Raw genomic sequence first — 19,773 nt, 5'->3', positions numbered from 1 at the left:
CGGGATAAATGGGGAGCTCAGCAGGATAGATGGCTAATTAGAGGATTATTGTTTATGTAAATTGACTGCAATACTCCATCAAATTAAGGATTTTTTATACTTTTCGTTGCACATACTTCAACGGGTCAGAGCAAACTACAAAGAGCAGCTCTGACCCACTCACTTACAAACCCAATACGCCTTTACCCTGATTAAAGATAATATCCACCGGAATATTGGCGCTGGTTAAACGGGCTAAATCATCCGCCAGTTGAGCTTTGATCACACCTTTGTCGGCCATTAATGACGCCACGCCTTCGTAGTTACCATCGCCCTGCAACGTCAGGATCAGTTGGGATAACGAGGTCATGGCTTGTTTCATTTTGACAAAATCGACCTGATAAGTGCCGTCGTCGTTACGGACAAAAGCGCCCTGCTCAGCAAAATAGTTAAAACACACCATATTGGCTTTACCATGCGCGCTTGAAGCGCCAAAACGCACAGAGCGGAAAATACCAGCCATAAAAGTGGTGTAAAAATCTTCCATTTTGGCATCAGGCAATAAGCCTTGCTCTGACAACTGGGAAATCATATACAAACCTAAAATATCGGCTTTGCCTTCTTCCAGTCCGCCTGCAAACTCCTTTAAGCTCTGACGCACTGTCCCCTTATCATTGATGGTGTTTTTAATACCTAAACCATGCGCCACTTCGTGGAACATCACATTATTAAAAAAGGCATCAAAAGTGATGTGCTGGCGCTGTGACGGGGCGATCAGCACATCCGCTATTGGCAACATAATGTGCTCAAATTTGGCTTGCATCGCATTTTTTAACTGTAAACGTCTGGTGCCTTTTTCCAGCTGTACCTGCTCGTCGTTTGGCAGGTTAATGGCAATGGTTTTGCCACCTGAGTTGGAGTGACCCGCGTAATAAATCACGTCATAGGCATTTAAGTCCGCATCTGAGCCCGGGCTTTCAGTTTTATATTGCTCAGGCACTGGCAGACCTTTTTGCAAAGCTGGCAAGGTGGCTGCGTATTTGGCTAAACGCTCACTCCAGGCTAAATCTTTGAGCAACACATAAGATTCAAAAGCAGCACGGTAACCAAACAACTGATCTTCATAAGTTTCAATAGGGCCTATCACCAGATCCACAGGGTTGGTTTTCATGGCCATCCAGGCAAAATCGGACGGCTGGTAATTGTCTGTTAAAAAGGCTTCAGCACGCATGGTCAGGTAATTGGCAAAGTCTTTATCTTCCGATAAAGCCGCAGCTTCTTTTAATAAAACGGCTGCAGCTGTCAGTTCCGTTTTGTAGAGCTGCGAATAAGGTACTGCTACTAACTTCCCCTCTTTGTCCCGCTGTACCATGGAGTACAGACCTGCTTTATCGGCAAAATCAGTTTGTTCAAACTCTTCTTTGGTCATATCAGATGGGTAAAATTGAGCGCCCAAAGGCTTAGCCGGATAATCTGTTAAAAAAGCCTGATTTCCTTGTAATCTGTCCCATGGGCCATAGTTTACATCGGCAAAAGCTTTGGTTTTGGCATCAGTTATTTTGCCTAAAAAGCTTTGTTTATCTTCTGAAAAAGCCTGCTTCCAGAACAACTGATCCATAATTTCTGAGGCATCAATCAATTTGGACAGCATCTGTTTATGTTGTGCTGATACAGCGGACAGATCAGCGGTTAAATCTACAGTACGATAGATATCTAAACGCTTTTCAAAACCAGGCACCAATAAGCTGGCAGTGTTTTCAGATGCTGAGGCTACAGAGTGTTCAGCCACTGCAGTTGTCTTTTGTGGTTCTGTTTGTGCAGCCTCTTCAGCAGGTTTACAGGCGGTCAACGCCAGAGCGCCACCAAGGCTTAATGCCAGCATAATTTTGTTGGGGTGCATCCTCTTGTTCCTTCTATTTTTTTAGTGTTGTGTTGGTTCTGTTTTGGACCTGTTTGGTCTGAGATCTGAATCTATTTAACCCGCACTATCATACTCCAGACTGAGTCAGCTTTGTGCCGCCGCCTCATGGTTTTTGGTAAAAAACGATGAGGCGGCGGCACAACATCTATCGACAATATTTCCTATAAACCATCCAAAAAGATAAAAACGACAAAATTATTGTCTATCGCTGTCATTTATGTGAATAAAAACTTTATGTTTTTTATCTTTACTATTCATACACATGCTCATATATAACCAAATTATCATAAATTTATCATCAAAGAGAAATGATCATTAATTGACAGCGGTGTCATTTGAGCTAATTTTTAATGCGCTGGTAACGCACTGGGAGAAGGATGGTCCGTGGTCAGTGTCTGCATCGGCATACACAAGCAAACTATTGCTATAAACAAAAAGACCGGAGAAACCATGTTAACGACCTTCATTCAGCATCCTGCAAAGGCCGGGGCACAACAGCTCAATACCAGATTACGTCAACCTTTGACTTTTGCAGCGGCCGCAGCCCTGCTTTGCAGCACACAGCTTATAGCCGCTCCCGCAGCCCCTGCAAAACCACAACTGGCATGGCAAGAAAGCAATGTCAGCCTGGTTAATGGACAAATTAGTATTCCTATTCAATGGGATAGTTGGTGGGGCACAAATGGCAATCAGTGGATCCTCAGCCAAAACGGCGTGCAAATTCACAGTGCAGCCCTGACTAAAAACGGCCAGAACGCCCAAAATGGTAGTTTTACTGTGCCCGTTTCAGCTGCTGGCAGCTACGAGTATATTGTTCAGCTCTGTAACCTTGAAGGCAGCGAACAAAGTTGTACCAGTAGTGACGCCCGGCTAATTCAGGTAGCTGCCGGTGCTGGCGGTGATACCGGAGGTGGTGGTGATACCGGAGGTGGTGGTGATACCGGAGGTGGTGGTGATACCGGAGGTGGTGGTGATACCGGAGGTGGCGGTGATACCGGAGGTGGCGGTGATACCGGAGGCGGCGGTGATACCGGAGGCGGCGGTGATACCGGAGGCGGCGGTGATACCGGAGGCGGCGGTGATACCGGAGGCGGCGGTGATACCGGAGGCGGCGGTGATACAGGTTCAATCCCGGCTCCGGCTAAACCTTCACTAAACTGGCAGGAAACCAGCCTGAGTTTAAGCAACGGTCAGGTCAGTATCCCTATCAGTTGGAGTATGTGGTGGGGAACCAACGGCAATGAGTGGAATTTATTACAAAACGGCACTCAGATTTACAGCGCCAGCCTGACGCCTAACGGCTCAAGCGCACAAAGTGGCAGTACTTCAAGCACAGTCACAACAGCAGGAACTTATAACTTTGTCGTGCAGTTGTGTAACGTGCAAGGCGCAATAAAAAATTGCACCAACAGTGACAGCAGAGCCATCATCGTCAGCGGCGGTAATGCAGGTGGCGGTGATACTGGCGGTGGCGACGATGGTTTTGACCCCTGGACTGATATCAATGTAGGCGCCTACCCTCAGCCTTTAAAACAAAACAATGTAGCCCACAGCAACAGCACAGGAAAAATGGTGGGTGGCTATTTTGTTGAATGGGGCATTTATGGCCGCAATTACCATGTTGCTGATATTCCAGCCAAAAACCTGACCCACCTGTTTTATGGTTTTATTCCGGTTTGTGGCCCAAATAGCTCACTGAATGATGCCAATCCACAAGGGTACAGCGCGTTAATGGCGCAATGTGCCGGAAAACCGGATTACACAGTGGTGGTGCATGACAAATTTGCTGCTTTAGAAAAATCCTACCCGGGTGACACCTGGGATCAGCCGATACGGGGTATTTTTGCCGAGCTGTACCGTCTGAAAAAAACACATCCAAATCTGAAAATCTTACCTTCAGTCGGTGGCTGGACCTTGTCTGATCCGCTGTACACCATAGGTGTGAATGCTCAGGCCCGCGCCACTTTTGTAGAGTCCATTGTCGATATGATCCAAACCTACGACTTCTTTGATGGCGTGGATATCGACTGGGAATTCCCTGGCGGCGGTGGTGCCCACCCTACTTTGGGATCTCCCCAGGACGGTGCTGGTTTTGCATTATTGATGCGTGACTTACGGCAAGCGCTGGATGCGTTAAGTGTGGAAACAGGCCGTACTTATGAGCTCACTGCAGCCATGAGTGGTGGTGTACAAAAACTGCAACTGGTCGACTGGGAAGCCGCTCATCCGTACATGGACTACATCAACCTGATGACCTACGACTATTACGGTGCCTGGAACGGTGTGTTAGGCCATCAGGCTACTTTATACCCCAATCCAAACTCTCCATTGCCAGGTTTTAGTGCAGACGAAGCAGTACAGCATTTACTGTCACGTCAGGTGCCTGCAGGCAAAATCACCTTAGGTGCAGCTATGTATGGCCGCGGCTGGAAAAATGTCAGTAACGTCAGCGGTAATAATCCGTTTACCGGCACTGGCGGCGCTGGCATCAGCGGTAGCTGGGAAGCAGGTATCGAAGACTATAAAAAAATCGAAGCCGACTATATGGGTGGCGTCAATGGCACCGGAGCCAATGGTTTTAGTCTGCTGTGGGACGACACGGCCAAAGCCAGCTATGTCTGGAATTCCGCAGTAGGCACTTTAATCAGCTTCGACACTAAACGTTCTGTGCAAGCCAAAGGCAACTATGTGCTGCAGCACCAACTGGGCGGCATTTTTGCCTGGGAACTGGATGCAGACAACGGCCATATCCTCAACGCTATGCACGAAGGTTTAGGCCATCCGGCGCAATAACGTCAAAGCAGCAGCGGGTCTGTCTTTTCCAGAGTCAGAACCCGCTGTTTTTTTACATGAGCTTTTTACAACAGCACTGGTCACAACTCAAAATAAGAGAATCATTATGCAACAGGTACAAAAACTTTATCTGTGTGGGCTACTCAGCCTGAGCAGTTTCAGTAGTCTTGCGCTCGACTGCGCGCCCTTGGCTTCATGGGATGCCGGCGGCACTTATGTCACCAATAATCAGGTGAAACATCAAAACAAAGCTTACAAAGCCAACTGGTGGAACCAAAACCGTGATCCGGCTTTGTATTCAAACCCTTATCAGGAATGGACTTTAGTCGGCAGTTGCGATGGGGCAGCCGAAAATCAATTGCCTGTTGCAAGTATCACCAGCCCTGCTGCCAATACCAGCTTTGCCACTGGTACTGTGATTAGCTTCAGTGCCAATGCCACAGATCCGGATGGCAGTATCAGCAAAGTCGATTTTTATCTGAATAATCAGCTGTTAAGTTCGGACAGCAGCAGCCCTTATCAGGCCCCATGGACTGCGGTTGCAGGTAACCATCAGCTTTATGCTGTGGCTTTTGATAATGAAAATGCCAGCACTCAAAGCAGCACTATTGCTTTTAGCGTGACCAGCACACCTGGCAATCAGGCGCCACAAGTCAGTCTCTCCTCTCCTGCCAACAACAGCCAATACAGAACAGGCGAAACGATTTTAATCAGTGCCTCTGCCAGTGATAGCGATGGTACTGTGGCCAAAGTGCAGTTTTATCTCGGCACCAGCTTATTGGCAGAACAAACCGCAGCGCCTTATACCACCAGTTGGACAGCTGTTGCGGGTCAGCAGCAACTCAGAGTGGTGGCCACAGACAATCTTGGTGCAAGCAGCGAAGTCTCGGTTTTGGTTAATGTGATGGATGAACAAAGTGGTCATGCCGCTTGTCGTCCTGATGGTTTGTATGCCACGCCTGATCTGGATATACCTTATTGCACAGTCTACGACAGCAATGGCCGTGAGCTGATGGGCGCCGATCATAAACGCCGTATCATTGGTTACTTTACCAGCTGGCGCAATGGCGCTAATGGCCAACCCACTTATTTAGTGCCTAATATTCCGTGGAGTAAAATCAGTCACATTAACTATGCCTTCGCTCATGTAAATGCCAGCAATCAGGTGGGCATAGGCAATACCCAAAGTGCAGCTAATGCGGCCACTGGTATGGAATGGCCTGGAGTGACAGGGGCAGAAATGGACCCGGAATTTAACTACAAAGGCCACTTTAACCTGCTGAATAAATACAAAAAACAGTACCCGCATGTCAAAACACTGATCTCCATTGGCGGCTGGGCTGAAACAGGTGGTTTCTTTAATGATGCAGGTGAACGTGTGGCCAGCGGTGGTTTCTACAGCATGACCACCAATGCGGACAACAGCATTAACTACAACGGCATCAATACCTTTGCCGATTCAGTCGTCAGTTTCCTGCGCACTTATGGTTTTGATGGGGCCGATATTGACTACGAGTACCCTTCGACCATGAAAGACTCGGGCAACCCGGATGATTTCACCATAGCAAATGCCCGTCGTGGCGGTTTGATGGCTTCTTATGTGGTGTTGATGAAAACCTTAAGAGAAAAACTGGATGCGGCTTCAGTGGCGGATGGCAAACATTATTTGCTGACCATAGCCTCGCCTTCTTCAGGTTATCTGCTGCGTGGCATGGAAGCTTTTCCTGTGACTCAGTATCTGGATTACGTCAACATTATGACCTACGACCTGCACGGTGCCTGGAATCAGTATGTTGGGCCTAATGCAGCCTTGTTTGATGATGGACAAGACAACGAGCTGGCGACCTGGAACTACTACAATTCGGCGCAGTACCAAAATCTCGGCTACTTAAATACCGACTGGGCTTACCACTATTTCCGTGGCGCTATGCAAGCGGGCCGCATCAATATAGGTGTGCCTTATTACAGTCGCGGCTGGAACAATGTCACAGGCGGAACCCATGGTTTATGGGGTAAAGCACCACTACCAAACCAGAATCAGTGCCCTGCCGGTACGGGCGGTTCAGCTCAAAACCAATGTGGCAGTGGTGCTGTAGGCATAGACAACCTGTGGCATGATTTGGGCAAAGATGGCAATGAAATGCCTGCTGGTTCCAACCCACTCTGGCATACCAAAAACCTGCAGGCCGGTATCTTAGGCAGTTATGCCGGCATTTATGGCCTGGACCCTGTCAATCAGCCTGAAGATCAACTGATTGGCACTTATCAGCACCATTACGACAGCACGCTGGTTGCGCCATGGCTTTGGAACCCTACCAAAAAAGTCTTCCTGTCGATTGAAGATGAAACCAGTATTGCCGCCAAAGCCGATTACATTATCGAGCGAGGCATAGGCGGTGTAATGTTTTGGGAGCTGGCGGGTGATTACAGCTACAACAGCAGCACAGGTGAATATGGTTTTGGCGATGATTTAACCAGCATCTTCTACAACAAATTTAAAACAGCTTCGTTGTACGGCAATCAGCGTGACCCACGGCCTTTACCTGCCAGCAGTCTGGATCTGAAAGTCAGTCTGGGTGGTTTTAAATTAGGTGACTCAAACTACCCGCTGAATCCTAAACTGACACTGGTGAATAACAGCGGTCAAACCTTACCTGGTGGCACAAAAATCAGCTTTGATGTGCCCACAGCAACAGGCAATAACGTGACGGATCAAAGCGGTTTGGGTACCACTGTGATTGAAAATGGCTCCAACAGCTCAGGCAACAACATTGGCGGTCTGGACAATGATTTCCACAGAGTGGAATTCACCCTGCCGGGCCACAGTCCTTTAGCTGCTGGCGCCACTTTGGAGATGACACTGAACTACTACCTGCCTATCCCTATGCCGTCGAACTGGCGTATCACTGTGGGTACAGAGTCTTTTGCGCTGAAACAGGACTACCCACAATTACCAGCAGGCACCATCAGTGGTGGCTCTGGCGGTGATGGTGGCAATAACGGTGGCAGTTGCGCTGGCGTACCTGCGACTGTAGTGACCTACCCGGCATGGCCTCAAGGCAATCATGCTGCAGGTGGAAACTACATTCGTTATCAGAACCTGATTTACAAAGCCAACTGGTGGACTAACTCAGTACCTGGTTCAGACAGCAGCTGGACCCTGATCTGCACCGCTTCTTAAGTTTGCACCAAAGCGAATTTCTTTAGCCTTCGCAGCGCCGGATTGACTCCGGCGCCTTTTTAAGGAGATCTGTTATGAAAACATCACAACTAGTCACCGGAACTTTGAGCTTGCTTGCCCTGCTCTGTTCTTTTCAAAGTCAGGCCCATGGTTATGTGGAGTACCCAAAAGCAAGGCAGCAAATTTGCAAAGAAGATGGCGGTTACTGGTGGCCCGCCGATGGCTCTGGCATACCCAACCTCGCCTGTCGTGCCGCTTTTGTGCAATCCGGCGAATACCCTCTGAGTCAGCACCATGAATTTTCCAGCAATGTAGCCAACTATCAGGATATCAACGCCGTAAAAGCCAAACTGACCACTGGCTTGCTTTGTGCTGGCGGCGACCCACGCAAAGCAGGAATGGATGCACCTTCAGCGCATTGGCACTACAGCACTATTGATCTAAGCCAACAAAACAGCCTGCAACTGAAGTTTAAAGCCACAACGCCACATAACCCCAGCTACTGGCAAGTGTATTTATCCAGCGCCGATTTTGACCCGGCCACAGAGCTTTTAAGCTGGGATAAATTACAGTTGATCCACCAGCAAGCGGATATCACAGCACAAGCGGGATATTATCTGCTGAACATCAGCTTGCCTGCTGATCGTCAGGGCAAAGCCGTACTTTATACCCGCTGGCAAAGAGAAGACGCAGCTGGAGAAGGCTTTTATAACTGCTCGGATTTATTGCTGGTCAACAGCAACACGGACCCGGTTCCAGAGCCCGTCTGGTTTGACAAAGGCCCCTTCTTAACTTCAGGGCAGACAGGCTCTGCAGGTGAAACTGCGGTACTGCGTGTATTTGACAGCTCAGGTCAGGAACTGATGGAACAAAGTCTGTTGATCACGCAAACAACTGCCATCAATCAGCAATGGGCATTGGATTTAGCTCAGCTGGTTAATAGTCAACACAGCACTTTGCTGCAGATTGGTTTGCAACAAAATGCCCTGATCACAGTGCAGCCAACCCCTGCACAAAACCGCTTTTATTTGAGTAATAACACTCACTTTGTGAATCTGGATCTGAAACCAGCAGAAACCACAACACCGGGCTGTGCTGGCCTGGATCCAGCTCAGATTTTTGCCTACCCCAACTGGCCACAAAAAGACTGGAGCGGCCAGCCCAGCCATGCCAGTCAAGGCGACTATCTGTCCTATCAGAATAAAGTCTATCGCGCCAACTGGTGGACTCAATCCATACCGGGCTCAGACAGCAGCTGGACTTTGATTTGTTCAATTTAAGCACTTAGCCCTGAGGTGAACTCAGGGCTTTTTCAGTCTTTGCTCTAGACCAGCAAACCCCAATCTTCATAAGCAGCTTTAGCTAATTGCTCGCGAAATTGGGGGGCCGCTATATCAATTAAAGCTCTGGCTCTTTCAGTCAGGCTGCGCGCCCGCAAGTTTGCCACTCCAAACTCTGTCACCACATAATGCACATGAGCCCGGGTCGTTACTACCCCAGCGCCAGGTGCCAATAAAGAACTGATACGGGACACGGTGCCGCCTGCTGCAGTGGCTGGTAATGCAATGACAGATCGTCCGCCTTCGGACAAAGCAGCGCCACGCACAAAATCCATCTGCCCGCCCACTCCTGAATAAATGCGGGTTCCGAGTGAATCCACACACACCTGTCCGGATAAATCGACCTGCAAAGCACTGTTGATTGCCATCACCTGTGGATTCTGCCGGATCACAGCAGTGTCATTGGTGTAAGCCACATCTAAAAACACCACTTCAGGGTTGTCATCCACAAAGTCATACAAAGCCTGACTGCCCATCGCAAAAGTAGTGACTATTTTGCCCGGATGTTTTTTCTTATTGCGGTTGGTAAACACGCCTTTTTCCAGCAAAGGTAAAACGCCATCAGAAAACATTTCGGTATGAATACCTAAATGTTGCCTGTCGCCAAGGCAAGCTAAAGTGGCATCAGGAATAGCCCCTATGCCCATTTGCAGGCAATCGCCATCGCGCACTAAGCTCGCCACATGACGGCCTATCTGTGCTGTCACCGGGTCCACAACAGCAGGTAAATGCAACGGAATTGGACTCTCGAGCTCCACATAAGCCGCAAAATCTTTCAGATGCACAAATGAATCGCCATGAGTACGGGGCATATTCGGATTGATCTGCGCTATGATTTTTTTCGCAGACTGCAAAGCAGCTCTGGTGGCTTCCACTGAAATACCAAGGCTACACAAGCCATGTTTATCCGGCGGCGATACCTGAATAATAGCGGTATCGAGTTTTTGCTCCCCACTGCGGAATAACTTAGGAATTTCCGATAAAAAGGCAGGTACATAATCAGCCAGCCCTGCATTCACAGCTGGTCGACTGGGTCTGCCAACAAAAAACACCCGCTGACGCAAGTGGCCTTTTAATTCCGGTGAACATAAAGCTTCGCTGTGTTCTGTATGCAGGCTAAGTAAGGTCAGGTTTTGTTTTTCCAACGCAACACGGGCAAGGCCATTGAGCATGGCATAGGGAGTTGCTGCCATCGAATGGCACCAAATGTTCTCATCATTTTGGATCAAAGAAAGAGCTTGTTCGGCCGAATAACAACGCATAAAAGTCCTGAGTCAGGGAAGGAAGATAACCGCAGTTTAGTCGCTTTTCATCAGGCAAATACTGATAAAGATCAACACAAGCTCTGTTCAGGTTGTTTTTCTGCTACATAAATGTTTACAAACTTTTTTAAAACAACAATTTACACCACAACACCAATCAACTTACACTTCGGGCGCAAAAAATACATAAGGAACTGTAATGAAAAACGCATTTAAACTATTGATAGCACTACCTTTACTTTCTGCTGCCCCTTTGACTTTAGCTGAAACAACTGGCTTTGCAGTCACAGCAGATTTAGGCTCTGCCCGCCAGTCTGCCGAAGGAGATGCAGGCAATGCAACGTCAGCCTCTTTAGGCCTGAGCTACCAATTCAGTCCTAACTGGTCTGCCAGCCTGAGCTATATCGACTATGGTAATGCTGATGTTATTGAATTTTCTGACACTTTTGGCGATGACATTATGTATAACGCCACTATTTCAGCAGACAGCACTGGATTGGGTTTACATGCGCAGTATATGACGGACCGCATGGCAGGACACTGGTCTTTTGGTGGCCGCGCCGGATTGGTTCGTTGGGATACAGATATTAAATTAGCCATTGAACAAATCGGAGCTGGCGGAACTATGGCTTCTGATTCTGGAATTGCGTTTTCTGCCGGCTTAGTCGCTGCTTATAGCATCACAGAACAACTGGATGTCACACTTAGTGCTGACTTTATGCAATACAGCATAGAAATCGAAGACGAAAAAGGTGATATGGATAATAGCCGCGTGGCTCTGGGTCTGAAATACCACTTCTGATGAGTCCCCTGGAACCCCGGTTCAGACTTTTGAATCCTTTTAAGGAGAAAAGCTAAACCGGGGTTTCTTTTATCAGAGTCGTTCAATCAATAAAGCTATACCCTGCCCACCGCCTATACACATGGTGATCAAGCCATAACGCCCCGCTGTTCTTTGTAATTCAGCCAAAGCTTTTACCACTAAAATAGCCCCAGTCGCCCCCACCGGATGGCCCAGCGCTATAGCTCCGCCGTTTGGATTTACTTTCGCGTTATCAAAACCCAAAGTCTGGCTGACGGCCATAGCCTGTGATGCAAAAGCTTCGTTAGATTCAATCACATCAATCTGTTGCAACGAAAGCCCGGTCTGACTCAGCAGTTTTTGCACTGCGGGTATAGGCCCAAGTCCCATCAGAGCAGGCTCTACTCCGGCAAAACTGTATCCCAATAAACGGGCTGCTGCTTTTACGCCAAGACGATTGGCTTCACTGCGACTTGCTAACACCAAAGCGGCGGCGCCATCATTTAAGCCGGAGGCATTACCGGCAGTCACCAGACCGTCTTTTTTAAATGCAGCTTTGAGGCGGCTTAAACTCTCCATTGTGGTATCAGGCCTGATATGTTCATCTTGTTTTATCCAGAGTTCGTTCTGGCGGGACTGAACCACTACAGGCGCAATTTGTTCATCGAAGTAGCCTTGCTGCTGCGCATAAGCGGCACGGCGCTGACTTTCGCAGGCAAAAGCATCCAGCTCACTGCGGCCAAAGCCATAGTGAGCTGCAATAGTTTCAGCAGTAAGGCCCATATGACCAGTACCAAAAGGGTCGGACAAAATTCCCAGGGTTAAATCTGTTACAGCTCCATGCCCAAAGCGTAAACCTTTACGCACTGCTGGTAACAAATAAGCGCCGTTACTCATACTTTCAGCGCCACCGGCCAGAGCAACCTGGCTTTGGCCTAATTGGATTAACTGGGCTGCAGAAATAACGGCTTGTAAGGCTGAGCCACATAATCTGTTGACGTTAAATGCAGCACTGGTCACAGACAAACCTGAATTCAGCGCTATATGACGGGCTAAATACGCATCTTCTGTTCCGGTAGTAATAATATGGCCAAAAACGGCATGGTCGATTAGCTCTGCCGTTACACCGCTTCGGCTGATGGCCGCTTTAGCCGCCACAGTACCCAGGTCTGCAGGGCTTAACGAAGACAAAGCGCCGGCAAAACTGCCAATAGCAGTGCGGGCACCGCTAAGAATAACCACATCAGAAAGTTGCATACGGATCCCATACTAAACAGATGATTCACTAGTCGTCATAGCAGTTTATGCCAGTTGGGGCTGTACCTGCCACTGATCACTGCGCTTTGCTTTGTTGGAATACAAGGGCTGTACCTTAGTTATACGCCTTGTAGCTGGTGCAGGCCGAAAGCAAGCAACTCAGCTCACTCCAACAGCCAGAAAAAATAATTTCCCGACACTATGAAGCTTCGATTGACTCAAGAGTCGTCGTTTTTTAAATATTAAATGTTGTTCTGTATTTTTTCCGATAACCATTTCTTAAGTTCTGCATCCGCCTGGATATCTCCGCTAAAAGTCCATTCTGCTTCAGGCTCATAAGGTTGGTTATTGCTTCTGGGTCTGTTGCGATACAGCTTTTGTGGGATCGAAAAATAGCCCAGTTTGCTTGGCAGCTGCACAGTGCGAATGTCCATATACAAAGTATCAGCCCAGGTAGGCTGGCCTGCATGGATCACACCGGGCAGTCTTAGCATAATATCGGCGAAATCAAGACAGGCGCTGCCACAACGGATATCGGTCAAAAAAATCACTTTGGTATGCACCCTGGGCTGGATTGCCTTCCACTGCACTGTTGGATTCTTATTATGTTCATTCGGTTTCGTCAGGCGCTGTGGCACTAAATGTTGCGCGTCAGCTTTGGTCATACGCTCGGTCAATTGACTAAACTCTGCAAAAACCGCTGAGTCTTTACCAAACTGCTGTGCTAAATCAGGTAAAAAACCTCTGATATCCGCCGTATTTTCGGCACTGGCTCGCCAATAGGCCATGGACTGATCCGGAAAACGTTTCAGTTCATTTTTAACATAAGCCTCACCATACAAAGCAGTGGCCAAATCCCTCCCCCACTGAGAGTTGCCGCCTCTGTTCCCTCTCATATCAAACACAACCCATTCCGCCGATTGCAATTCAGAAAGCTGCTTGATCACGGCCTTTAGTTGCTGTTGCTCCGTTTGGTTTGGTGAAAAACCCGGGATAGTCAGCCAATAGTTTTGTTTCCCAAATGCATTGAAGCTGAATTGTTCTGTGGTGACATAAGGAGATAATGCAGCGCGCCATTGGCTTTCGTCTGTGCCCCGCCACACCAGCTTATATTCCCGGAGTTGGCCTTGTTCAGCAAAAATGCATTGCTGTGCTTTAGGATAATTTCCAACCCCCTCATCTTTTAACAGAAAGGGCGTGTACAGCAAACGAGCTGCCTTTAACACTGGTAAATTAAACCTGTTGGGTAAAATGCGTTGATCCAGCCATTGATCTGCAGTTAATCCATCGCAAGACACCAGTTCAGCGCCCACAGCAGGTAAAGGCTCAGACCAGCTTTGACTGGCGGAACTGACTGTTGTTTTACCTTGTCGTAACTGCACAATCACACCAGGCCATTGTACAAAGTTACGCTGATAACCCAGTTGTAAATACAAATGTCCATCGGCAAAACCAGCAAAATAACGCCTGTGTATATTCATCAGATCATTCAGATTTTGCACGCTGCTCAGCGCTTGTTGCCCCTCCTTGTACCCCTGCTCAAGCCAGGATATAAAAGCCGGGTTTTCTGTATCCAGCACGCCCGGATGATTGGCTTTGATCTGCTGATACACATAATCCAGATCCGTTTTGGCCAGTTGTTGCCATAACGAAGCTTGTGGCTCTGCAGCAGAGAACGAACCAAAGCTGAATAAGGCAGAACATAACAGAGGTACAAGAAAGAAACGGTTCACATGAAACTCCTTTTCACTAATTCCATATTTTTCAAAGTATTGCATTACAACTTAACGCAGAACATTCCGATGAAACAAGCCATAGCAAAGCGTTCTATAACCTGTCGGCAGGGCCACATAAAGCCAGCTTTTTCATTTCCTGCTCCGTTGCGCTGTCGTTACATTCACCAATAATCCGCTCGTAACCATGTTCAAAGCTGCTGTCGAGTTCAAAGTAGCCTTCTTTACAAAACTGTTTTGTTTGCATTAACTCAGCCAGTTCATCATACAAAGGGCCTTCTCCCATCTCTTTATCATAACGATCGGCATTGGCAGGACGGCCAGAGCGCCGTTGCATTTGCCGTTCTGTCGCCATGCGCTGCATCATCACTTTGTGTTCTATTTGCAGAGGACGGCCTTTGCGATAGCTGAATTGTTTACTCTGATCCGGATGCACACAAGCAGTAAAAATTGCAGGAGCAGCTGAACGTCTGTGATCGGTTGATGAACATCCCATCAGCAGCACAGCTGCGCCTGTACACAGTATCCAATACCTTGTTTTCAAATGACTATTTTCCTCGTATCAATCTGTTTTCCCAGATTTGAGTTTACAACCTGAGACACCAGACTCAGGATAAATGATTAGGTTCCTTTTAGCATAAAATTTTACTGACAGGCAGCACCATCTGCCATATGGCGGAAAACAGCCTTGTGGATCGCAAAATGTAAAACAATAGTCGGGAGCGATTGTTAACAGCACAGCGCAGCGACGCTGGCCTGAACAGGCATTTTGCAGGACAGCAAAATGTAAAACAGCCACCTTGCGGTGGCTGTAATTCATAGTGTTTCAGGCTAAATATTAATTAACCAAATAACCAACCTAAGACTTTGTTGATCACCGAAATCACCCATTCCAACACTGTATTACTTTTGCCATCTTTCACTTCAATCACATAAGTAACACTGGTGCTGACACCTAAAGAGTCAGTAGCTTTGATACTGAAACGCAGCTCTGGCTGATGTTTGGCATTCAGTTTCCTTTTCAGCGTTAACTGACCATTTTTCAGTACCAGATACTTATCACCTTCAATCAGCTGGATTTTTTCAATCACAGCATTGTTACCTGTTGCTTGTGCTGTAACAGTCGCCAGCAAAGTACCTGGTTTACTATGATCGGAAATCACTACAGGTAAACCTTCCAGCATAAGCACTGGCAACTCAGGTAAATCATTCAGCTGTACTTCAATAGTGGCAGGTTCAGACACTAAGCCGGATTCAGTTTGTACTGTTAAGTCAAAACGCAGCACCTGACGGCTTTCATAGTCCAGTTCCGCACCTGCAGCCACTATCAACTGACCTGTGGCGCTGATAGTAAAGAGTGCAGCCTGTTCGCCTGACAATTGATAGCGGCTAATAGCCACAGCAGAACTGGTGACAATCTGCCCTACGACTGTGCCTGGTGCAGCCTGCTCGTCCAGCATAAAAAACTGGTCCTGCACTACAGGTTTAGCAAAATAAACCGACATCACCATAGGGTCATGATCAGAAGAGCGGAACGGGTCTGGCGCATAGAAGTTCGCTTTGGCTATATCAGATTTATACTCTTCGTTGTAATCCAGAATAATAGGTTCATCCGCATTGATCGCCCACTCTGTCACTTCGGCCACCCGGCTTCGGATATCACCAGCAGCGAACACATGATCCAGACTGCCCGACTCACCATTAAACTGATAAGAGCTGACTTTGTTGCCATGCGCCTGCTGGCTTAACTGCACATAACCTGCATCGTTCATAGCCCGGATAGGGTCTTCCAGCATATAGGCATTAAAATCACCTACTATCACGCTATTGTCGGTTTCGACACCTGTAGGGAAACCTGCTAACCAGTTGTGCATGGCTTGTACAGCCTGCAGACGCACCGCATTCCAACAGCCTTGTCCATCGCCGGAGTCCAGATTGGCCAGATCAGATTTATCTTTTGGACAACTGCCTTTGGAGCGTAAATGCACCACAGTGAAGTTCAATAATTCAGCAGATTGCTGCACTTTAAAGCTCTGACTAATCAGCGCCCTGTTGCCATAATCAAAAGGCACAGCTGTGGTAACAGCAGCCAGACCAGCCTGAGTCATTTTATCTTTGCGATAGATAATAGCCGACGTAATAGCGTCAGTTCCTACCTGTGGCATAGCAAAATCAACAAAAGCCCAGACATCAGCACCCGCTTCTTCATTTAAACCACGAACTAAATCTGCAATGGCACTCTGCTCGCTAAAACCATCGTTTTCCATTTCCAGCAAACCGACCAAATCGGCATTCATCGCAGAAATAGCAGCGATAATTTTGCTGCGCTGCTTGGCAAATTCAACAGCAGTGGAAGCACCGCGGGCTGTTGGGAAGCCGATACCAGTGCCGTCACCGTTAAAATAATTCAGCACATTGATACTGGCGATACGGTAATCACCTTTGCTGATGGCAGGTTGTTCTGTGCGTGGATTACTGCTGATAAATACAGGTTCGCTCAGAGGGTGCACCCGGTATTTACTAAAACCATAACCAAGCACCGCATCAAAAGGCAGCACCTCATCACCCACCCTCAAGGTATTGCTGGCCGATAAACCTGGCGCAGGATACACCTGATCTTTGTTCTGCAGATTAGAACCGTCATCCAGCACCAGCTTGTTCAGGCTATTGGCAGCCATTACAGCTTTTGCTGCGTCTCCTGGTAATGCAATTTGTGTCGGCTGATACAAACGTTCAGAAGATAAGGTCAGCTCGTTGTAACGACCTAAACCATAGTTATCACTGACCGTCAGGCGTTCGGTGAAGCGAACTTTCATCCCCTCCAGCGCTTCGAGCTGGCTTAAATTGCTGACAGGTAAAGTCACAGCAACAGCGGCTATATCCTCGCCTTCACCACAGTCGGTTAAGTCCACCAGTTTCGCCAGTTGAGTCTGACCAAAAGACTCTTCGACCACGGCGCTGACACGAACTTTGTCACCCACTGACACCAATTTACCAAACAGGTTGTCGTAAACAAACACCCCTTCAGAGGTCATAAGGTTTTGATCCTGATCGGCCATTTCTTCCTGAATAAAAAAGCCTTTTAAGCCACTGGTCTCCTGATAGCTGGCTGTGACTACTGCTTCGACAGAAACTGTCTGACCTTTCAGTGGCGATTCATCTGCCTCGCCCTGAATAGCGGAAATAAAGGTGACAGCATCACCACACTGGCCATGCACATAAACTGGTTCTTCCGGCTCGGGTTCTTCCGGATCTGTAGGGCCTGAGCCGTTATAAAAACCTATATCGCTGAAATCATCCTGAGCAAACTGCTCGTATTCCAAAGAAGGATCAAACAGGTCCGCAGGGATGTTATCCCCTTGTGTAACTGAGGCTTTGCGTCTTAAAGTTTTATCTATGGTAGAGACGCCAGCTGAATTCCAGGCACTGCCCGGATCAAAGCCAACCTGACCAAAAGAATCAATCACCTGCTCGCCTTTGGAGAGCACCAACGCATCGTCACCGTTGTACCAGGATGAACTATTCAGCAATTGAGCTTTGTCTTTTAACGCCGCTACTGAATTACTATTGGCAATCACATAGACAGCGCCTGGTGCCAAAGTACCGGTCAAATTAATAGTTGTTGCAGCTGTGGTGTTACCATTAAAAAACATCTGCAGCTTGTACTGCGACAAATCAAGGCTCTGAGTGCCCAGATTCACCAGTTCAATCGCTTTGTTATTGGACGAGCCTTCAACGTATTCGGAGATCAGTAGTTCAGCCTGCAGCTGTGGACTGAGCGCCAGTGCAACAGCAACGGCGCATAAATTTTTGATGTTCATGGAGTTCACTTTTTAGTTGTTTATAATTTTAACGGTCAAACATTAGAAGTTAACAATGTTACAAACACATTAATAAACGAACACATTTATTTAATCAATCGCAAAATACCAGCAGCTAAACTGAGTTCAGGCTGCATTCATCGTAATTTTTCTGCTTTTTATCCAGCCAAAGGAACAAAGTCACCTTAACTTGTGTCAGAGCCATTGCATGAGAACTCCTCCCGGAGTGAGAGAAGTAGTACACCACCAGGGATTATTATTAAAAAGCGCTACACCGGAGCTCAACCCATGATGACAAGTATCCGTACCCGTATTCTGGCTTTTTTAGATCTGGCGCACTGCCAGTACAAAGTAGAAGGTAATACCATCACCACGTCCACTGCGGTGCTGGCCTTTACCGCTGATCATTTATCTATTTTGCGTGAGGGTAAACCTGAGCGTTTAATGCCTTATGAAAAGCTGAATATGGATAAAATTCTGTTTTTACTGACGGCTCAGTCGGATAAAAATCCAGCACATTAACAGCACAGCAGCTGGCTCAGGCTAGCTGCATTGACTGTTGTTGCTGCGCTGAAACAAGATGCTCTTCGATAAAAAGTTGTAGTTGCCAGGCCGCTTGATCTGGTATGGCCTGAAGTAAAAAATGCGGAGCATCTAATCTGACAAGCTGCATATCAGGTTGCAGCTTTTTTAAGGTTTTTGCATTAAAAGCCCAGATAAGCCGGTCCTGCCGGGCCTGCAAATACATCATAGGTAAAGTCAAAGTCGCAAATTCTGTCAGTACATCCACCTGCAGGGTTTGCTTAGCCCTGTGTTTAATCACCTGTTCTGGCACCATCATCAGAGCATTTCCCATCAAGGCAGACAACTGCGGACTGGCATAACGCCCTTGCAACCATAATGCGGTCCAGTGATGCACCAGTTCATTCCATGGCAGTTTATCCACAGCACTTGCCAGACCTTTAATAGCAGGTAACGGATTCCGGCCAAAAGTACAGCACAAGACCAAAGCTTTTAAATAATGTGGTTTTTCTGCAGCCAGCAGTATGCCCAAAGGGCCGGAAAAAGATTCGGCCAGCAGCAGATAAGGGCTTTGCGGTAATTGGGGCCGGATATAGTCCAGTAACTCACTGTAACCCCACAGCTGATCCAAAGGATATGCAATCACCTGAAGCTCATAGTCCGGAGCCAGTTGCTGGGCCAATTGCTGATACAAAGTGCCGGTCCCATCCAGACCTGGCAATACGACTATGGTCATTTGGCTTTTGATGATCATGAGTCCCGTCCTGCTCTGATAACCCGAGAAAATTCATTCTAACTGAGACAGATGACAAAGTGCTGACAACAGCAGAATACAGGGTGCAGGTTAATAATTTGTCACATTTTTCAGTTGTTGTTACCTCATGTGCATTGATATGCTTAGAGTGTGTTGACGTTTCGAGATTAAATTTTGTTCGCTCTGGCGGCGCTTTGAGCGCGAAACAAGGAGCGAAGTTTAGTTATTCTAAATGAGCGACGAGTGACAAAGCTCAGGGCGCCGCCAGACGAACCCGGAGGGCAGCGCCTGGACGGCCTTTCTGCTGCGTTAGCACTCGTTTATGTAGAATAACTACACTGCACTCGCGCTGCCTTGCATAAAAACCGGCCAGACTGCTGCAAAAATAACCCTGAAACGTCAACACGC

12 protein-coding genes are annotated in these 19,773 nt (G+C 47.6%); 5 read left to right on the top strand and 7 right to left on the bottom strand.

Features of this window, described 5'->3' with window-relative positions:
- Positions 1–163: 163 nt before the first annotated feature.
- A complete protein-coding gene (locus RHEIN_RS12825) occupies positions 164–1,879 on the bottom strand; it encodes a dipeptidyl-peptidase 3 family protein (RefSeq protein WP_008899399.1) in 1,716 nt (571 codons plus the stop codon).
- 471 nt (positions 1,880–2,350) lie between these two features.
- Between RHEIN_RS12825 and RHEIN_RS12820 the strand changes: the two genes are divergently transcribed.
- The 3 genes from RHEIN_RS12820 to RHEIN_RS12810 all read left to right on the top strand — a co-directional run bounded on the left by RHEIN_RS12820 (position 2,351) and on the right by RHEIN_RS12810 (position 9,154).
- Positions 2,351–4,693 carry a glycosyl hydrolase family 18 protein gene (locus RHEIN_RS12820; protein ID WP_008899398.1) on the top strand — a complete coding sequence of 781 codons (2,343 nt, stop codon included), beginning with the start codon at positions 2,351–2,353 and terminating at the stop codon, positions 4,691–4,693.
- A 106-nt stretch (positions 4,694–4,799) separates the two neighbouring features.
- Positions 4,800–7,874, top strand: coding sequence for a chitinase C-terminal domain-containing protein (locus RHEIN_RS12815; protein ID WP_008899397.1), 3,075 nt, complete (start codon positions 4,800–4,802; stop codon positions 7,872–7,874).
- Between the two features lie 74 nt (positions 7,875–7,948).
- Positions 7,949–9,154 (top strand): lytic polysaccharide monooxygenase, encoded by a 1,206-nt coding sequence (locus RHEIN_RS12810; protein WP_008899396.1) that lies wholly within the window; start codon positions 7,949–7,951, stop codon positions 9,152–9,154.
- Between the two features lie 44 nt (positions 9,155–9,198).
- Here RHEIN_RS12810 and RHEIN_RS12805 read toward each other — a convergent pair whose 3' ends face one another.
- Positions 9,199–10,476: an acetyl-CoA hydrolase/transferase family protein gene (locus tag RHEIN_RS12805; RefSeq protein ID WP_008899395.1), complete on the bottom strand. Its 1,278-nt coding sequence runs from the start codon at positions 10,474–10,476 to the stop codon at positions 9,199–9,201.
- Between the two features lie 199 nt (positions 10,477–10,675).
- On the opposite strand from RHEIN_RS12805, the gene RHEIN_RS12800 reads away from it, so the two are divergent.
- The gene (locus RHEIN_RS12800) at positions 10,676–11,278 is read left to right on the top strand and encodes an outer membrane beta-barrel protein (protein ID WP_008899394.1); all 603 of its coding nucleotides are present in this window, start codon (positions 10,676–10,678) and stop codon (positions 11,276–11,278) included.
- Positions 11,279–11,350: 72 nt separating this feature from the next.
- On the opposite strand, the gene bktB is transcribed toward RHEIN_RS12800, so the two are convergent.
- From bktB to RHEIN_RS12780, 4 genes are all read right to left on the bottom strand, one after another.
- Positions 11,351–12,535 carry a beta-ketothiolase BktB gene (gene bktB, locus RHEIN_RS12795; protein ID WP_008899393.1) on the bottom strand — a complete coding sequence of 395 codons (1,185 nt, stop codon included), beginning with the start codon at positions 12,533–12,535 and terminating at the stop codon, positions 11,351–11,353.
- A 242-nt stretch (positions 12,536–12,777) separates the two neighbouring features.
- Positions 12,778–14,268, bottom strand: coding sequence for a S41 family peptidase (locus tag RHEIN_RS12790; protein WP_008899392.1), 1,491 nt, complete (start codon positions 14,266–14,268; stop codon positions 12,778–12,780).
- 94 nt (positions 14,269–14,362) lie between these two features.
- Complete coding sequence (locus tag RHEIN_RS12785; protein WP_139056463.1) at positions 14,363–14,764, bottom strand: hypothetical protein; 402 nt, start codon at positions 14,762–14,764, stop codon at positions 14,363–14,365.
- A gap of 346 nt (positions 14,765–15,110) precedes the next feature.
- Positions 15,111–18,089 carry an ExeM/NucH family extracellular endonuclease gene (locus RHEIN_RS12780; RefSeq protein WP_008899390.1) on the bottom strand — a complete coding sequence of 993 codons (2,979 nt, stop codon included), beginning with the start codon at positions 18,087–18,089 and terminating at the stop codon, positions 15,111–15,113.
- Positions 18,090–18,377: 288 nt separating this feature from the next.
- On the opposite strand from RHEIN_RS12780, the gene RHEIN_RS12775 reads away from it, so the two are divergent.
- Complete coding sequence (locus RHEIN_RS12775; protein WP_008899389.1) at positions 18,378–18,611, top strand: hypothetical protein; 234 nt, start codon at positions 18,378–18,380, stop codon at positions 18,609–18,611.
- A 16-nt stretch (positions 18,612–18,627) separates the two neighbouring features.
- Here the strand turns inward: RHEIN_RS12775 and RHEIN_RS12770 are convergent, their stop codons facing one another.
- The gene (locus RHEIN_RS12770) at positions 18,628–19,365 is read right to left on the bottom strand and encodes an alpha/beta fold hydrolase (RefSeq protein ID WP_008899388.1); all 738 of its coding nucleotides are present in this window, start codon (positions 19,363–19,365) and stop codon (positions 18,628–18,630) included.
- Positions 19,366–19,773 lie beyond the last annotated feature (408 nt).

Source organism: Rheinheimera sp. A13L, from assembly GCF_000217935.1.
Classification (GTDB): domain Bacteria; phylum Pseudomonadota; class Gammaproteobacteria; order Enterobacterales; family Alteromonadaceae; genus Pararheinheimera.
Note: the sequence above shows the minus strand (reverse complement) of the source record. Positions and strands in the feature narration are given on the sequence as shown.

What these genes read in the sequence shown, in the direction of transcription:
- RHEIN_RS12825 (WP_008899399.1), bottom strand. Translation starts at nt 1,879, where the DNA reads ATGCACCCCAACAAAATTATGCTGGCATTAAGCCTTGGTGGCGCTCTG.
- RHEIN_RS12820 (WP_008899398.1), top strand. Translation starts at nt 2,351, where the DNA reads ATGTTAACGACCTTCATTCAGCATCCTGCAAAGGCCGGGGCACAACAG.
- RHEIN_RS12815 (WP_008899397.1), top strand. Translation starts at nt 4,800, where the DNA reads ATGCAACAGGTACAAAAACTTTATCTGTGTGGGCTACTCAGCCTGAGC.
- RHEIN_RS12810 (WP_008899396.1), top strand. Translation starts at nt 7,949, where the DNA reads ATGAAAACATCACAACTAGTCACCGGAACTTTGAGCTTGCTTGCCCTG.
- RHEIN_RS12805 (WP_008899395.1), bottom strand. Translation starts at nt 10,476, where the DNA reads ATGCGTTGTTATTCGGCCGAACAAGCTCTTTCTTTGATCCAAAATGAT.
- RHEIN_RS12800 (WP_008899394.1), top strand. Translation starts at nt 10,676, where the DNA reads ATGAAAAACGCATTTAAACTATTGATAGCACTACCTTTACTTTCTGCT.
- bktB (WP_008899393.1), bottom strand. Translation starts at nt 12,535, where the DNA reads ATGCAACTTTCTGATGTGGTTATTCTTAGCGGTGCCCGCACTGCTATT.
- RHEIN_RS12785 (WP_139056463.1), bottom strand. Translation starts at nt 14,764, where the DNA reads ATGGGATGTTCATCAACCGATCACAGACGTTCAGCTGCTCCTGCAATT.
- RHEIN_RS12780 (WP_008899390.1), bottom strand. Translation starts at nt 18,089, where the DNA reads ATGAACATCAAAAATTTATGCGCCGTTGCTGTTGCACTGGCGCTCAGT.
- RHEIN_RS12775 (WP_008899389.1), top strand. Translation starts at nt 18,378, where the DNA reads ATGATGACAAGTATCCGTACCCGTATTCTGGCTTTTTTAGATCTGGCG.
- RHEIN_RS12770 (WP_008899388.1), bottom strand. Translation starts at nt 19,365, where the DNA reads ATGATCATCAAAAGCCAAATGACCATAGTCGTATTGCCAGGTCTGGAT.